The sequence below is a fragment of the Niallia oryzisoli genome (assembly GCF_036670025.1).
GTDB classification, from domain to species: domain Bacteria; phylum Bacillota; class Bacilli; order Bacillales; family Cytobacillaceae; genus Bacillus_BD; species Bacillus_BD oryzisoli.
Window position 1 is genome coordinate 6,215,238 of record NZ_CP137640.1, and the last position, 16,267, is coordinate 6,231,504.

A 16,267-nucleotide genomic window follows, 5' to 3' on the forward strand; every position below is an offset into this window, starting at 1 on the left:
TTATTCGCCAGATACGTATGGTAACAATGCCATTGTACGAGCACGTTTGATAGCAGTTGTTAATTTACGTTGGTATTTAGCGCTTGTACCAGTCACACGACGAGGTAAAATTTTACCGCGTTCAGAGATGAATTTTTTTAGTAAATCTACATCTTTATAGTCGATGTGAGTGATACCATTTGCTGTGAAATAGCAAACTTTACGACGTTTTGCACGTCCGCCTCTGCGTCCACCCATTGCCATAATCTATTCACTCCTTTTACAATCATTTTATCACGTTCAAAAGCCAAACACTTAGAATGGAAGATCATCGTCAGAAATATCAATTTGACCGTCCTGAGCAAATGGATCTTCATCTAAACGAGTGTAGCCTTGGTTATTTTGTCTACTTGGTTGTTGGCGCTGCTGATTCTGATTGTTGTTTCCATATCCGTAATCCTGCGGTCCACCGCCGAAGCCGGCATTACCGAAGTCACCCCTGTTACCTCCGCCACCAGAACCACCTTTAGGTTCAAGGAATTGTACACTTTCAGCTACAACCTCTGTAACATAAACGCGTCTGCCATCTTGTCCTTCATAATTCCGTGTTTGGATACGGCCATCTACACCGGCAAGACTTCCTTTTTTCAAAAAGTTTGCTACGTTTTCTGCCTGTTTACGCCAAACTACACAATTAATAAAGTCTGCTTCCCGTTCACCTTGTTGATTTGAAAATGTACGATTCACGGCCAATGTAAAAGTAGCAACACCTACACCACTTGGCGTGTAACGCAATTCAGGATCCTTTGTTAAACGACCAACTAGAACAACACGATTTAACATCAGAATCAACTCCTTCCAACAGCTATTTGTTTCTCGCTGAAACAAATGGTTTGAAAATAATTTATGTTAAACTTACTTTTCGTTTTTAACTACGATATGACGAATGATGTCTTCACTGATTTTAGCTAGGCGGCTGAATTCTTCAACTGCAGCTGGCTCAGCGTTAGCATCAATAATTTGGTAATAGCCATCACGGAAATCGTTGATTTCATATGCAAGACGACGTTTACCCCAATCTTTAGCTTCAGTAATTTCCGCGCCATTATCAGTTAAGATTGTGTTAAAACGCTCAACAAGAGCTTTTTTAGCCTCATCTTCAATATTTGGGCGGATGATGTACATTACTTCGTACTTTCTCATCACGTTCACCTCCTTTTGGTCTAAGCGGCCCATCATTGGGCAAGGAGCAATTATTCATTACTCACAGAAGTAGATTATATCATAGCGATAAATGAAAAGCAATGTCGAATATAAATTTAAAAAGGTGTCAGTCACCACATATGGACAAATAATATCAATACTTTGTCTTTTTGTGGTGACTGACACCTTGATTATTAGACGTTGAAACGGAAGTGCATAACATCTCCGTCTTTTACCACATAATCCTTACCTTCAAGACGAACTTTACCAGCTTCTTTTGCCGCTACCATATTTCCTGATGCTAATAGATCTTCATATGATACTGTTTCTGCACGGATAAAGCCTTTTTCAAAGTCAGAATGGATAACACCTGCACATTGGGGTGCCTTCATACCGTTACGGAATGTCCATGCACGGACTTCCTGAACACCCGCTGTAAAATATGTTGCCAATCCTAATAAGCTATATGCTGCTCTAATCAATTGATCAAGACCTGATTCTGCAATTCCAAGCTCTGAAAGGAACATTTCCTTTTCTTCCCCTTCAAGCTCAGCAATTTCTTCCTCAATTTTAGCGCAAATGACAATCACTTCAGCGCCTTCCTTTGCAGCATAGTCTTTAACCATTTGGACATAAGCATTACCTGATGGGTCGGCAACATCATCTTCTCCGACATTGGCAACATATAAAACAGGCTTAATTGTAAGAAGGTGAAGCGCCTTTACAAACTTCTGTTCTTCATCCGTAAATTCAACGGTTCTTGCCGGCTTATCTGCTTCAAAGGCTTCCTTCAATTTTTGTAATGCTTCAAACTCAATAACTGCATCCTTGTCCTTTTGTCTCGCTAGCTTTTCCACACGGCCGATGCGTTTTTCAACTGATTCCAGGTCCGCTAGAATCAATTCAAGATTAATCACTTCGATATCATCAATTGGATTTACCTTACCGGAAACATGGGTAATATTTTCATCTTCGAAGCAACGGACAACCTGACAAATAGCATCCACTTCACGAATATGGGAAAGGAATTTGTTTCCTAACCCTTCCCCTTTACTTGCTCCTTTTACAATCCCGGCAATATCCGTAAACTCAAAAGTTGTTGGTACAGTTTTTTTCGGCTGAACCAGCTCCGTTAATTTATTTAAACGTTCGTCAGGTACCTCTACAACCCCAACATTCGGATCAATCGTACAAAATGGGTAGTTCGCAGACTCAGCACCTGCCTGTGTTATTGCATTAAATAATGTAGACTTCCCGACATTCGGCAACCCTACAATTCCAGCTGTTAAAGCCATCCTCGTCACTCCTCAACTATAGTAGCAAAAGTCAATACAACCTCTATTTTCAATTAAAACTTATTTAATTTATTACCAATAATAAGGAAACAAACCTCAAATAATTATAGTGATTTATTCCGAAAAGCGCAAGACGCCCGCTTATCAGCGACTAGCATAAGACGAGCCGGCATGAAGGTTGTTCTTTAAACTTCTTGACGGATTGGCTTATGACTCGAGCCGATGGCGCCTGGAGCTAGACAGTTCCGAAAAGCGCAAATTTATTTGGATTCTTCTTCATGTTTGACGAGTATTTTTTTCATTTTGCGGGCAAACTCTTTTCTTGGAATCAACACACTATGAGAGCAGCCCTCACACTTTATCCGAATATCCATCCCTAATCTGATAATTTTCCAGCGGTTCGTTCCACAAGGATGGGCCTTTTTCATTTCTACAATATCATTCAAACCAAATTCTTTCGTTTCCAATTAAGTTTACCTCCTATTCCGCTATACACCTTTTTTATAGGCAGCTTCATGTTCCTGTCTGGAATACATGACTAGCCTTGGATAAGGGATTTCAATTCCATGTTTATCAAGGCAAAGCTTAATTTCCTTTCTCATTTCCCTGGCAATCGGAAAATGTTTCATTGGAGCCGTTTCAGCCGTTACCCTAAGAGTCACTTCTGATGCCCCCATACTTTGAACCCCTAATAATTGTGGCTCTGCGACAATATCCTCGAATTTGTCTTTCACCGTAACAAGATATTCTTGAATAATTTGCTCTACTCTTTTTATATCTTCCTCATATGAAACACTGATGTCAACAACCGCAACACTGTTATGGAGAGAAAAGTTCGTTACTTCAATAATACTGCCATTCGGTAAAATATGAAGTTCCCCAGTCCATTGCTTAATTTTCGTTGTTCTCAAGCCAATTTCCTCTACAGTACCTTCAAATTGACCAATTCTCACATGGTCGCCGACCGAAAACTGATCTTCAAAGATGATAAAAAAACCTGTTATAATATCCTTTACAAGGCTCTGTGCTCCAAACCCAACCGCCAAACCAACAATTCCAGCTCCGGCTAGCAATGCGCCGACTTTGACATTGAGGGTTGATAGTATCATCAAGATCGCTATGAAATAAGTAACGTAGGTCAAAATATTTTGAAGGAGTTTTAACAAAGTTGCTTCCCGGCGTTCAGATATTCTTAAAAGTGAATGTCTTCTTGCAGCAAAAATATTTTGAATCGCTAATTTACCTACCCGCACTACTAAAATACTGATGATTATAATACCGAGGATTTTTAGAAATCCTACACCAATAGCTAACCAAACTTCCTCACTGGATAACTTTTCCGAAATATTTCGTATTATCTTTGCAAAATAATCCATCATCTCACCCTAATATTTTTGTATTTATTTTTCTAAAACAAGTTCATTTTAACAACTATCCATTTAACTTTGAAGATTTAAGTTTCATCTGCATCCTCTTTAATTTTTCCTAATCCCTCATGAAAAATTAAATCAGCGAAGATATGTATAGATATTGAAAAATATCCGTATACTAATAGAAAACTATTTATATGTAAAAGAATTTCTAATAATCTCAGTTATTCCTTACATGACCATTTTAAAAAAGAACAATCAATTCACCAGCTTTTTTAACAGGGGGGAGAGTGCGTGTTGAATTATAAATCGAGTATTTTTAATAAAGTAAAAAATGAAGAAGTTAGAGTGAACCATGATGAGCATGAAGCCGCAGACAGGGTTGCAAAGGAGCTATTGGCATTAATGCCAGCTGCACTAAACAATCGGCCCATCGTTTTTATTTGCATTGGAACTGACCGCTCAACTGGTGACTCATTAGGACCACTAATCGGCACTTTACTCCAAGAAAAGACACCCCAATCATTTCACGTATATGGAACGTTAGAAAACCCAATTCACGCCTTAAATTTAGCTGAGAAATTAACCGAAATAAAAGCAAAATATATAAATCCATTTATTATTGGGATTGATGCCTGCTTAGGAAGACTCAAAAGTGTGGGCGTCATCCAAATAGGCTGCGGACCGGTAAAGCCTGGGTCAGGAGTCAATAAGGATCTCCCAGCTGTCGGAGATATCCATATTACAGGCATTGTCAATGTAAGTGGATTTATGGAATATTTTGTATTACAAAACACCAGACTGCATCTTGTAATGGAAATGGCGAAAACCATTGCCGACGGTATCTACCATACAAGTAAATTTTATGAGCCAAGGTACTCCTTTTCCAAATTAAAATGGTCAATTGATCATGAACATGAACAAACGAATTAGGTATATCTGTGTCAGGCACCATAAAAAGACAAATTGAATATATTTGTCTTTTTGTGGTGCCTGACACCCTGTTCTGTTATGAATGAAATAAATACATCGCTGTCACGATGACTGCTGTGACTAGAATTCCAGGCAATAAATTGGCTACACGGATCTTTGTTAAACCTGTCACATTCAAACCAATGGCAATAATCATAACCCCGCCGGTTGCCGTCATTTCAATGATAAATTGATCCATTAAAGAAGCAGGGACCAATCGGTCAATTTGAGTTGCAAATAGGGCAATAAGGCCCTGATATAAAAATACTGGAATAGCAGAAAAAATAACGCCGATTCCTAACGTTGTAGTTAAAATAAAGGCCGTAATTCCATCGATGATTCCCTTTGTATAAAGAACAGAATGATCGCCGCGAATTCCGCTATCCAACGCCCCAAGAATGGCCATAGCACCGATACAATATATTAATGTAGCTGTAACAAATCCCTGAGCAATACTTCCCTTTGCTTTGGATCCTACTTTATTCTCCAACCATATCCCTAAATCATTCAGCTTATCTTCAAGTCTTAAAAGCTCACCAATCATCGTACCAAATGCCAGACTTAAAATGACAATTAAAAAATTATCACTTTTAAATCCCATTTGCAGCCCTAATACCATGACAGCCAAACCCATGGCATACATAACAGTTTGTTTCATTTGTTCAGGAATCCGATTGAGAAACTTACCAATAATCGACCCGACAATGATCAGCAAACTATTCACTGCTGTCCCTAAAATAAACATTTTTTCACCTCATATGTGCAGATGGAGAAGAACTCCCTACCAGTTAGTCTGTCAGCTTTCAAAAAAATAAACCATCCATGTTTGATGGTTTACTTGACCTATCTTGACTCTAGCATTTCCAAAATTCGTTCAAGATCTTCATTCGAGAAAAATTCAATTTCAATTTTCCCTTTATCTTTATTTTTCGTTTGCTTGATATTGACAGTTGTCCCAAATCGTTCACGCAGACTAGATTCCTGTGCTTTTATAAATATATCTTTCTCTTGAACAGGCTTTTTCGTTTCACGTGGAACAGGATTATTTAATTGCTGGATTAACTGCTCTAATTGACGAACATTTAATCCTTCCTTTAGCACCTTTTCAACGACACTCGGGATAAGCTCTTTCTTACGGAGCCCTAGCAGTGCTCGGCCATGTCCCATTGAAATTTGACCTTCCGAAATAAGCTCTTGAATTTTCGGAGGGAGCGATAAAAGACGGATATGATTCGCAATATGCGGTCTACTTTTCCCAAGTCTTTTCGCTAATTCCTCTTGCGTTATTTTTAGTTTTTCAATTAATAATTGATAGGCTGCAGCTTCTTCAATCGGCGTTAAGTCCTCCCGCTGCAGGTTCTCAAGAACGGCAAACTCCATCATTTGCTGCTCTGTCAGCTCCCTGACAACAACAGGTACCTTTGTCAGATTCGCCGCTTTTGCTGCACGGTATCGCCTTTCACCAACAACAATTTCGTAGCCTTTTATTGTTTTTCGCACAATTAGAGGCTGCAGGATGCCATGCTCGATGACAGATTGCTTCAATTCTTCAATTGCTTCTTCATTAAAGATTTTCCGCGGCTGATAAGGATTAGGCTTACAATCCTTAATATTAATTTCTTCAATAATCTCTTCTTTTTCCTCATTATCTATATTTGGTAGTAATGCATCCAGCCCTTTACCAAGACCTTTGCCGGGTCCTTTACCAAGCCCCTTACCAAGACCTTTAGCCATTCATAACCACTTCCTTTGCCAAATCTAAATATACTTCAGCACCGCGGGATTTAGAATCATAGATAATAATCGGCTCCCCGTGACTAGGTGCTTCACTTAGACGTACATTTCTCGGAATGATGGTTTTATACACCTTGTCTTGAAAATACTTCTTAACCTCATCAATTACTTGAATTCCCAAATTGGTCCGGGCATCAAGCATCGTTAACAAAACACCTTCTACTTTTAAATCATGATTTAAATGCTTCTGCACCAAACGAACGGTATTTAATAACTGACTCAGACCCTCTAATGCATAATACTCACATTGTACCGGAATAAGGACCGAGTCTGCTGCAGTCAATGCATTAAGCGTTAAGAGGCCAAGAGAAGGGGGGCAGTCAATTAGAATATAGTCAAATTCTTTGATTACCTTTTCCAAAGCCCTTTTTAATCGAACTTCCCTTGAAATCGTAGGGACCAGCTCAATTTCTGCACCTGCAAGCTGAATGGTGGCCGGGATGGAATAAAGATTTTCTACTGCTGTCGGCCTTATCACTTGACTGGTTTCGACGTCATCAACCAATACATCATACACACATTGTTCAACGTCAGCCTTTTCAATTCCTACACCACTGGTAGCATTTCCTTGTGGATCAATGTCTATCAATAACACCCTTTTTCCTATGTAAGCTAAGCAAGCCCCAAGATTAACAGACGTGGTTGTCTTGCCCACACCGCCCTTTTGGTTTGCTATCGCAATCACTTTTCCCACATTACCACCTACCTTTATTTCCATGGAAATCTTTCTGCTCAAACAATTAATCTATTAAAATTACATACAAAGCCGCTTCCGCTTTTATTCTATCTAGCTGCAGCGGCTAGACCCTCGGAGTCATAAGCTGTGGCGATGTGATGGTTAAAGAACAACCTTCTCATCACCCCAGATTATGCCTGTCGGGTCTGAACAAGCCGCTTCCGCTTTTATTTGAATCATGTATTCTATTTTATCATGAATTAAATAGGATAATAGAACTTTTCTTCAAGATAAAATTTTCAAGAGAAATATCCTATTATACAAAAAAGAGCGGGTGTACGAACCCCCTCTTTAGATAAAACTATTAAAATGCCATATCCTTATTTCTTTTTTGGTATCTTAATGGTAAATTGATAATATTCTTCGTGTTCCTCTTCCTGTGTATCAAGCTTAATCCCGCTGTCTGTCACCATTGATAAGGATTGCCGAATTGTATTAACAGCGATTCGCATATCCTTACTAAATGCCTTTCGTTTCGGTTTTGGCTTCTCAACGGTCTGCTCAAGCAGCTTCGCAACGCGGTCCTCAGTTTGCTTCACATTCAGGTTTTTTTCAATAATTTCTTCTAATAATTTCACTTGTTTTTCCGGATTCTTGAGTGGAATAAGTGAACGGGCATGTCGTTCTGTAATGGTTTTGTTTAATAAAGCATCTTGTACTTCCTGTGGCAGCTTAAGGAGCCGCAGCTTATTCGCAACCGTTGACTGTCCTTTTCCAAGACGCTGCGCCAGTGCCTCCTGTGTTAACTGATGAAGTTCAAGCAGCTTTCCATAAGCAATGGCCTCCTCAATAGGGGAAAGCTCTTCCCGCTGGAGGTTCTCAATCAACGCAACAGAAGCTGTTTCTGTATCATTGAAGTTTTTAATAATGGCCGGTACCAGGTCCCAACCTAGTTTTTTCATTGCCCGCCATCTGCGTTCACCAGCAATAATCTCGTAGCTATCCCGTCCAAATTCCCTGACCACAATTGGTTGAATAATCCCGTGCGTATGAATGGTACGGGATAGTTCTTCAATTTTTTCGTCATCAAAAATTGTCCTTGGTTGAAATCGATTGGGTACGATTTGATCAATAGGAATCTTCTTTATTTCTTCATTTTTTACTATTTCCTCAAGATCGGATTCAGCCGTATTCTCGATCTCCAACCGATCTTCCTTTTCGCCGAGGCCAAAAAAGCGTGAAAAAGTTTGCTTCATCACCCTACACCACCTTTACGAAACTCCCTAAATAAATATTCTTGAAGAAAACGACAAGTCCTCCTGATCAATAGGAAATTTAGCACCTTCATCGTTTCCTTCGCTTAAGTCATCTATTTTCTCTATATGTTAAACACTATGGTAAAAAAACAATAATCTATTCTCATATAAAAAGATTATGCCATATTTGAAAAGAAAAAGTAACTCTATTCAATAGGGCTTCGATTAGGTGTTCCAGGTTTTCGCGGGTATTTCTTCGGAGTTGGCTTCTCTTTCCTGATTAAAAAGATATTTCGCTCACTCTCCTCAAAGGGTAAAGTAAATTCAAGGGAATCTTTTACCATACCACCTAATAACGATATTGCCTTTTCTCCAGCCTGGAGTTCTTCAATTCCGCTGGCACCCTTCATCGCGATAAAAGTACCGCCAATCTTCACAAGCGGAAGGCAAAGTTCACTTAATACCGACATTCTTGCAACAGCTCGTGCTGTCACAACATCATAGGCTTCTCTATTTTCCTTTACCTGTCCAAATGTTTCGGCACGATCATGGATAAACCGAACATTCTCAAGTTGGAGCTGTCCTGCTAAATGCTCTAGAAAATGTATTCTTTTATTAAGAGAATCTACAATAGTGACATGAATCTTTGGAAATGCAATTTTGATCGGAATGCTTGGAAAGCCGGCACCAGCGCCGACATCACAAACCCGCAGTTCTTGATCAAAATTGAAATAAAAACCGGCTGTAATTGAATCAAAGAAATGCTTTAAATACACATCTTCTTTTTCCGTAATTGCTGTTAAATTCATCTTTTCATTCCATTCAACAAGCAGCCGGTAATAGGTTTCATATTGTTCAATCTGTGTGGAGGTGAGCGAAACTCCCTTCTCCGCCAACAGCTTGATAAATTGATCTGTATTCATCGACAAATCCTTTCCTACGCTTTGCTTGATCCAGACAACGCCTTAGTCATTAGATACCTTTGCAATTTTCCCTTGCTCTAAGTAAACAAGCAGAATTGAAATATCAGCAGGGTTCACTCCTGAAATTCTCGAAGCCTGTGCAAGTGACAGCGGACGAATTTTCTCTAATTTCTGTCTTGCCTCGGTGGCAAGTCCTGTAATCGCTTGATAATCAATGTTTTCCGGAATCTTCTTATTTTCCATCTTCTTTAACCGCTCTACTTGCTGCAAGGACTTCTCGATATAGCCCTCATATTTTATTTGAATTTCCACTTGCTCTTTGACTTCAGCATCAAGCTCGACTTCACTTTTTGCAAGCTGCTCAATATGCTCGTAGCTCATTTCCGGACGCTTTAATAGATCGGAAGCCCTGATGCCATCCTTAAGCTCACTGCCGCCAACACTTTTGATTAAAGCCTGCACTTCTTGATTTGGCTTTAAAATAAGGTTCTGAAGCCGCTTTATCTCTTCCTCAATCGCCTGTTTTTTCTTCGTATAACGCTCGTAACGTTCTTCCGAAATGAGACCAATTCTATGACCGACTTCTGTTAGGCGTAGATCGGCATTATCATGACGAAGCAGCAAGCGGTATTCAGCTCTTGATGTAAGCAAACGATAAGGCTCGTTCGTCCCTTTCGTAACCAAGTCATCGATTAGCACACCAATGTAAGCGTCGGAGCGGCTTAGGATTAATTCTTCCTTTCCAAGCGCCTTTAACCCGGCGTTGATTCCAGCCATTAAGCCCTGACCCGCTGCCTCCTCATAACCTGATGTCCCGTTAATTTGTCCGGCTGTATAAAGGTTAGTAATTTTCTTTGTTTCTAATGTAGGCCATAGTTGCGAAGGTTCCATTGCATCATATTCAATTGCATAGCCCGCTCTCATCATTTGTGCATTTTCGAGGCCGGGAATGGTTTTTAAGATGCGGTGCTGCACATCTTCCGGCATACTAGTAGATAAACCTTGTACATATACTTCTTCTGTATTTCGGCCCTCAGGCTCAAGGAATATTTGATGTCTTGGCTTATCGCTGAAACGGACAACTTTATCCTCAATTGAAGGGCAGTAACGAGCACCCGTTCCTTTTACCATTCCAGAGAACATTGGAGCCCGGTGGAGATTTTGGTCAATAATCGTATGGGTCTCTTCATTCGTGTAAGTAAGCCAGCATGGAAGCTGATCCGTAATAAATTTGGTTGTTTCATAAGAGAATGCACGTGGCTCCTTGTCGCCCGGCTGTATCTCTGTTTTACTATAATCAATCGATTTACTGTTAACCCGCGGCGGTGTCCCAGTTTTAAAACGAACTAAATGAAAACCAAGCTCCTCTAAATGCTCAGAAAGCTTAATAGAAGGCTGTTGGTTATTCGGACCGCTGGAGTATTTTAATTCTCCAAGAATAATTTCTCCGCGTAGGAATGTTCCTGTTGTGATGACAACTGTCTTGGCTTGATAAATGGCACCCGTCTTCGTAATGACCCCTTTACAAATACCATCTTCCACGATTAATCGTTCAACCATTCCTTGAATTAACGTTAAGTTTTCTTCATTTTCAAGAGTTTTCTTCATTTCGTACTGATAGGAAACCTTATCAGCCTGGGCCCGTAAAGCACGGACAGCAGGACCTTTACCGGTATTCAGCATTCTCATTTGGATATAGGTCTTATCAATGTTTTTACCCATTTCTCCACCAAGAGCATCTATTTCTCTTACAACGATTCCCTTAGCTGGTCCTCCGACAGATGGATTACATGGCATGAAAGCGACCATATCTAAATTGATTGTAACCATCAGGGTCTTGGCCCCAAGTCGAGCTGCTGCAAGTCCTGCCTCACAGCCTGCATGTCCCGCTCCGATCACAATCACATCATAATTACCTGCTTCATATTGCATGGTGTTGCCTCCTAAACTAATTTGCGTCTCGAGGCCGCCCTTGAGGCGCCTCCGCTTTTCTATTTGTCTAGCTGCAGCGCCTAGCCCCTCGAGGTCTTAAGCCAATCCTCGCAGAAAGGTAAAGTACACCTTTCCACGAGGCTCGTCTTAAGCTGGTCGGGGCTGATCGAGGCGCCTCCGCTTTTATTTGTCTAGCTGCAGCGCCTAGCCCCTCGAGGTCTTAAGCCAATCCTCGCAGAAAGGCAAGGCGCTTTCGCTTTTCTATTTCCCTAAACAGAACTGAGAGAATAATTGATTAATCAAGCTGTCCTGCACACTTTCACCAATAATCTCTCCCAACAGCTCCCACGTTCTTGTTAAGTCAATTTGAAGGATATCTACGGGAGTATCAAGATCAATGCCTTCTAGCACATCATTGATAGCCGTATAGGCCTGGTTTAATAACGCAATATGACGACTGTTCGAAACATAAGTCATGTCTCCTGCTTCAATCGATCCCGTAAAGAAGAGATCAGCAATGGCTTCTTCCAGCTCCTCAATGCCTTTTTCCTCGATCAGAGAAGTTGTAATCAGCTTATGATTGCTGGATAACTCCTTAACAAGGTCCATATCAATTTTTTGCGGAAGATCTGTTTTATTCACAATGACGATTACGTCCATATCCTTTACAACATCAAAAAGGTTTTCATCTTCCAACGTTAATTCATCGGAATAATTTAATACAAGCAAAATAAGATCTGCCTCTTTCAGCACCTGCCTTGACCGTTCAACCCCAATTCTCTCAACAATATCCTCTGTTTCACGGATTCCAGCAGTATCTAATAATCGCAACGGAACCCCGCGGACATTAACATACTCTTCAATGACATCACGAGTTGTGCCCGGAATATCTGTCACAATCGCCTTATTTTCCTGTACCAAGCTGTTCAAAAGGGAAGATTTCCCTACATTAGGACGACCAACTATAACTGTTGACAAGCCTTCACGCAAGATTTTCCCCTGTGAGGATGTCTGCAATAAACGCTCAATTTCCTTTTTCACATAGGATGCTTTTTCTTTCAGTATCTTATGTGTCATTTCCTCCACATCATCATACTCAGGATAATCTATATTTACTTCAATTTGCGCTAAGGTCTCAATCAGTTCCTGGCGAAGCCTTTTTATCAACTTGGACAATCTGCCTTCCATTTGGCCAAGAGCCACATTCATAGCACGGTCCGTTTTAGCGCGAATCAAATCCATAACTGCTTCAGCCTGCGATAAATCAATCCGGCCATTCAAAAATGCCCTTTTCGTAAATTCTCCAGGCTCTGCTAAGCGGGCTCCGTTTTTTAAACAAAGCTGCAAGACTCTGTTTACAGATACTAAACCACCATGACAATTGATCTCGACAACATCCTCTTTAGTAAAAGTTTTTGGTCCCCTCATGATTGACATCATCACTTCCTCAGCGACCTCATTTGTCTTAGGATCAATAATATGTCCATAATGGATTGTGTGGGATGGCTCCTCACTTATCTTTTTCCCGCTTACACTTCGAAAAAGCCTTTCTGCAATAGAAAAAGCCTCATCCCCGCTTAAGCGGACAATTGCAATCGCTCCCTCTCCCATTGGAGTCGAAATTGCAGCTATTGTATCAAATTCCACTCTTTTCACCTCTCTCAAAGAAAAGCACAAAGTGCCTCGCTCGATCCTTACTTTTATATAAGCTCCATTTTATGAGCTAAAGTTATCCACTATCATTGTTAGCACGAAAAAGAACTTCCTATACGTTATCCACAGTTCTTTAAGCCCATTATTTTATTTTAACTTATCCACATGTGAATAACAATAAAGCACTTAGCATTGATTATAAAAAAAAGATAGAGCAAAAAAAGAAGCTGTCACCCAGAGGGCTCAGCTTCTTTTAAATATCATTTTTTGTTTGGTGCTATCACAATATGCCGATGAGGGTCAACACCGCTGGAATAGGTGGCAATTTTCTTGTTATCCATTAAAGCCGTATGAATGACTTTACGCTCATATGATGGCATTGGCTCTAAGGCAACCTCTTTACCAGTTTGAACCGCTTTTTGCGCCAGCTTTTCAGCTAAATGGATTAACGTTTCGTTGCGTCTCTCCCGGTAATCCTCTGCATCAAGGATAACGTTTAAATATTGATTGGAAAAACGATTAATCACTAGCTGGGTTAAATATTGCAAGGAGTTGAGTGTTTGTCCTCTTTTCCCAATGAGTAAAGCAACTTTCTCACCGGACAGCTTAAATTTAACCTGCTTCCCGTTTTTCTCTACATCAATCGTCATGGGAGCTCCCATTTTGTCACATACATCCAATAAAAACATTTTTGCTTCTTCAATAGGGTCAATTTTGACTGAAACTTTTACAACAGCAGGACGTGAGCCAAAAATTCCGAAAATCCCCTTTTTTCCTTCATCAATAATCGAAATATCTGTTCGATCCTTTGTAGTTTGTAATTGAGCTAAAGCTGATTCAACTGCTTCTTTGACAGTTTGTCCCGTAGCAGTAACCTGTTTCACTTTTTTGCTCCTCCCGATTTACCGGCCGCAGCTGCTGCTTTTAGATCCGGCCCTTTTATAAAATATGTTTGTACAATCATAAATAAGTTACCTACTACCCAGTATAGCGCAAGGGCTGCTGGGAAATTTATTGCAAATACAATGATCATAATTGGCATGAGCCAAAGCATCATAGCCATTTGTGGATTGTTCTCCATTCCGACCATTGTAATTTTTTGTTGAATAAATGTTGTAACACCAGCAATTATCGGTAATAAGTAGAACGGATCCGGTGCTGCAAGATCAAACCATAGGAAATTTGCATGCTCTTGTAATTCCGGTGTTCTCATGATCGCATGATAAATACCGATTAGAACAGGCATTTGGACAACAAGCGGTAAGCATCCAGCAAGTGGATTAACACCGTATTTTTGGAATAATTCCATTGTTTCTTGTTGTAATTTTTGCTGTGTTTTTTGGTCTTTAGAACTGTATTTTTCTCTCAGCTTTTGCAGCTCAGGCTGAATGGCCTGCATTGCCTTCGAACTTTTTGTTTGTTTGATCATTAATGGCAGAATCACAAGCCTGATAATAATCGTTACAATAATAATCGCCAGTCCAAAACTTCCACCTGCAAATTCGGCAACTTTCACAATGAATAATGAAAGCGGATATACAATATACTGATTCCAAAAGCCTTCGCTTTCAGCAGTTATCGGTACGCTTGTCTGAGTACAGCCCGCTAAAAAGGCAAGCATCAAAACTAACCCGATCAATAAAAATATTCGCTTTTTCAACCGTTTTTTCCTCCTTAAAGCATAAAAGGTATTTTTTCGCCTTATTTCGTGTTTAATAAGAAAAGAAAATCTAATATCGACTAAATGCCCAGTCTAAATCATTTTACCATTTTTTTATAGTAAACGCTTTTAATATGATAAAATATAGTCTGAAATTTACATTTAAATCCTATCTTTCATTATTCTTTACTTGCTCCTGCGGTTTCCTATAGACCTTTGCCAGCTTTAGGACATGTGTAAGGCTTTTTTGAATGTCAAAATAGTCCATATCAGCCGTTGGTTTTCTCGCAATAATAATATAATCAACATCATTATGTATATAGCCATCAAATTCATGGAAAGCTTGCCGGACATATCGTTTGATTTGATTTCGTGTAACTGCATTGCCTATTTTCTTGCTTACGGACAGGCCAATTCTGAAATGCGATTGCTCTGGCTTTTTTAATGTGTAAACAACAAATTGTCTATTTGCAACTGATTCTCCTTTTTTAAACACTTCTTGAAAATCCTCATTCTTTTTAACACGATACTCTTTCCTCATCCTGAATCCACCTACAATTACATTCGTTCATGAATAACTTCATCTATTCATTATTCCCACTATGCCTATTCAGAAACTTTCATGGGAGTATTTTTTTACTGCATTAATCATGTTTTTTCACCTAATGAGAAAAAAGACCACTGACATTTCAGTGGTCTAGGCAGATAATACTTTTCTTCCTTTACGACGACGACGAGCTAGAACGTTGCGTCCGTTTGCACTGCTCATACGAGCACGAAATCCGTGAACTTTACTATGTTTACGTTTTTTAGGTTGATATGTTCTTTTCACTATATGACACCTCCCTCGAGGAATTGCTTCTTAAAAACAGTATTCTAATTATATATAGGGTGATTGAAAAATGTCAACACCCTTAATAGTATAACTCCCTATAGATGATTTTTCCACCCCCCAAATATTACCTTGAATCCTATCCAATGTCACGGAAAAAAATAACATAGATGAAATAGAAATACAAAGTCCCAGCACGATTTTGTAGTATCCACTCCAAACAAAAGGAAGACTACAAAAAAAAACTACGAAAAAAACTACGAAAAAATATTTTTTCACAGAATTAACTTAGAATCTCCACTTTACGAGATTGTGGATTGTTTTCGACAGTTTCCCCTGTTATCCACAACATATATTGACAGGTTTTTCACATAACCACTACCTGTGGACATTTATTAATCACAACTTGTTTGGCTTGTGGATAAACTCGCAAAAACCGTTGCACAGCTAGCATTTATTTGATATTATATTTGTGTTTTCACCCTTAGCAAGTTATCCACAAAATGATTTTATCCACAATCTGTTGATAAGTTGTGAATAAGTTATCCACTTAGGTTAATAACGGTTGTCCACACATAGTGGATATTGTCGAAAGGTTATATTATTTCCTTATTAATATATTTATCCACAAACATCGTTTCGTATATAGATCATGTATAGGTTGTACTTTACCGTATAACCTATTGTTTTTTATGCGAACTAGAGTAAAGGAGGGATAACTG

General features: G+C 39.5%; 18 protein-coding genes. 1 reads left to right on the top strand and 17 read right to left on the bottom strand.

The window, feature by feature from the left end:
• From rpsR to R4Z09_RS30890, 6 genes are all read right to left on the bottom strand, one after another.
• A complete protein-coding gene (gene rpsR / locus R4Z09_RS30865; RefSeq protein WP_071396751.1) occupies nt 1-237 on the bottom strand; it encodes a 30S ribosomal protein S18 in 237 nt (78 codons plus the stop codon).
• Nucleotides 238-294: 57 nt separating this feature from the next.
• Nucleotides 295-822 carry a single-stranded DNA-binding protein gene (gene ssb, locus R4Z09_RS30870; protein WP_338450415.1) on the bottom strand — a complete coding sequence of 176 codons (528 nt, stop codon included), beginning with the start codon at nt 820-822 and terminating at the stop codon, nt 295-297.
• A gap of 72 nt (nt 823-894) precedes the next feature.
• On the bottom strand, nt 895-1,182 hold the full coding sequence (gene rpsF, locus R4Z09_RS30875; protein WP_338450416.1) for a 30S ribosomal protein S6: 288 nt from the start codon (nt 1,180-1,182) through the stop codon (nt 895-897).
• 194 nt (nt 1,183-1,376) lie between these two features.
• A complete protein-coding gene (gene ychF, locus R4Z09_RS30880) occupies nt 1,377-2,477 on the bottom strand; it encodes a redox-regulated ATPase YchF (RefSeq protein WP_338450417.1) in 1,101 nt (366 codons plus the stop codon).
• Between the two features lie 260 nt (nt 2,478-2,737).
• Entirely contained in the window at nt 2,738-2,944 is a 207-nt protein-coding gene (locus tag R4Z09_RS30885) for a DUF951 domain-containing protein (protein WP_338450418.1), read from the bottom strand.
• A gap of 21 nt (nt 2,945-2,965) precedes the next feature.
• A complete protein-coding gene (locus tag R4Z09_RS30890; RefSeq protein WP_338450419.1) occupies nt 2,966-3,853 on the bottom strand; it encodes a mechanosensitive ion channel family protein in 888 nt (295 codons plus the stop codon).
• Nucleotides 3,854-4,144: 291 nt separating this feature from the next.
• On the opposite strand from R4Z09_RS30890, the gene yyaC reads away from it, so the two are divergent.
• Nucleotides 4,145-4,780, top strand: a complete 636-nt coding sequence (gene yyaC / locus R4Z09_RS30895) for a spore protease YyaC (protein ID WP_338453412.1) — start codon at nt 4,145-4,147, stop codon at nt 4,778-4,780.
• A 76-nt stretch (nt 4,781-4,856) separates the two neighbouring features.
• On the opposite strand, the gene R4Z09_RS30900 is transcribed toward yyaC, so the two are convergent.
• The 11 genes from R4Z09_RS30900 to rpmH all read right to left on the bottom strand — a co-directional run bounded on the left by R4Z09_RS30900 (nt 4,857) and on the right by rpmH (nt 15,545).
• The gene (locus R4Z09_RS30900) at nt 4,857-5,564 is read right to left on the bottom strand and encodes a DUF554 domain-containing protein (protein ID WP_338450420.1); all 708 of its coding nucleotides are present in this window, start codon (nt 5,562-5,564) and stop codon (nt 4,857-4,859) included.
• Between the two features lie 98 nt (nt 5,565-5,662).
• The gene (locus R4Z09_RS30905) at nt 5,663-6,553 is read right to left on the bottom strand and encodes a ParB/RepB/Spo0J family partition protein (protein WP_338450421.1); all 891 of its coding nucleotides are present in this window, start codon (nt 6,551-6,553) and stop codon (nt 5,663-5,665) included.
• Nucleotides 6,546-7,307, bottom strand: coding sequence for an AAA family ATPase (locus tag R4Z09_RS30910; RefSeq protein ID WP_338453413.1), 762 nt, complete (start codon nt 7,305-7,307; stop codon nt 6,546-6,548). Before R4Z09_RS30910 ends, R4Z09_RS30905 begins: the two co-directional genes overlap by 8 nt.
• 362 nt (nt 7,308-7,669) lie before the next feature.
• Entirely contained in the window at nt 7,670-8,545 is an 876-nt protein-coding gene (noc, locus tag R4Z09_RS30915) for a nucleoid occlusion protein (RefSeq protein WP_338450422.1), read from the bottom strand.
• Between the two features lie 206 nt (nt 8,546-8,751).
• Nucleotides 8,752-9,468, bottom strand: a complete 717-nt coding sequence (gene rsmG / locus R4Z09_RS30920; protein WP_338450423.1) for a 16S rRNA (guanine(527)-N(7))-methyltransferase RsmG — start codon at nt 9,466-9,468, stop codon at nt 8,752-8,754.
• Nucleotides 9,469-9,510: 42 nt separating this feature from the next.
• Nucleotides 9,511-11,400 carry a tRNA uridine-5-carboxymethylaminomethyl(34) synthesis enzyme MnmG gene (gene mnmG / locus R4Z09_RS30925; protein ID WP_338450424.1) on the bottom strand — a complete coding sequence of 630 codons (1,890 nt, stop codon included), beginning with the start codon at nt 11,398-11,400 and terminating at the stop codon, nt 9,511-9,513.
• A gap of 261 nt (nt 11,401-11,661) precedes the next feature.
• Nucleotides 11,662-13,047, bottom strand: coding sequence for a tRNA uridine-5-carboxymethylaminomethyl(34) synthesis GTPase MnmE (gene mnmE, locus R4Z09_RS30930; protein WP_338450425.1), 1,386 nt, complete (start codon nt 13,045-13,047; stop codon nt 11,662-11,664).
• A gap of 266 nt (nt 13,048-13,313) precedes the next feature.
• Nucleotides 13,314-13,937 carry an RNA-binding cell elongation regulator Jag/EloR gene (gene jag / locus R4Z09_RS30935; RefSeq protein ID WP_338450426.1) on the bottom strand — a complete coding sequence of 208 codons (624 nt, stop codon included), beginning with the start codon at nt 13,935-13,937 and terminating at the stop codon, nt 13,314-13,316.
• On the bottom strand, nt 13,934-14,713 hold the full coding sequence (gene spoIIIJ, locus R4Z09_RS30940) for a YidC family membrane integrase SpoIIIJ (RefSeq protein ID WP_338450427.1): 780 nt from the start codon (nt 14,711-14,713) through the stop codon (nt 13,934-13,936). Before spoIIIJ ends, jag begins: the two co-directional genes overlap by 4 nt.
• Before the next feature lie 169 nt (nt 14,714-14,882).
• Nucleotides 14,883-15,254: a ribonuclease P protein component gene (gene rnpA, locus R4Z09_RS30945; protein WP_338450428.1), complete on the bottom strand. Its 372-nt coding sequence runs from the start codon at nt 15,252-15,254 to the stop codon at nt 14,883-14,885.
• Nucleotides 15,255-15,410: 156 nt separating this feature from the next.
• Entirely contained in the window at nt 15,411-15,545 is a 135-nt protein-coding gene (gene rpmH, locus R4Z09_RS30950) for a 50S ribosomal protein L34 (protein WP_338450429.1), read from the bottom strand.
• Nucleotides 15,546-16,267 lie beyond the last annotated feature (722 nt).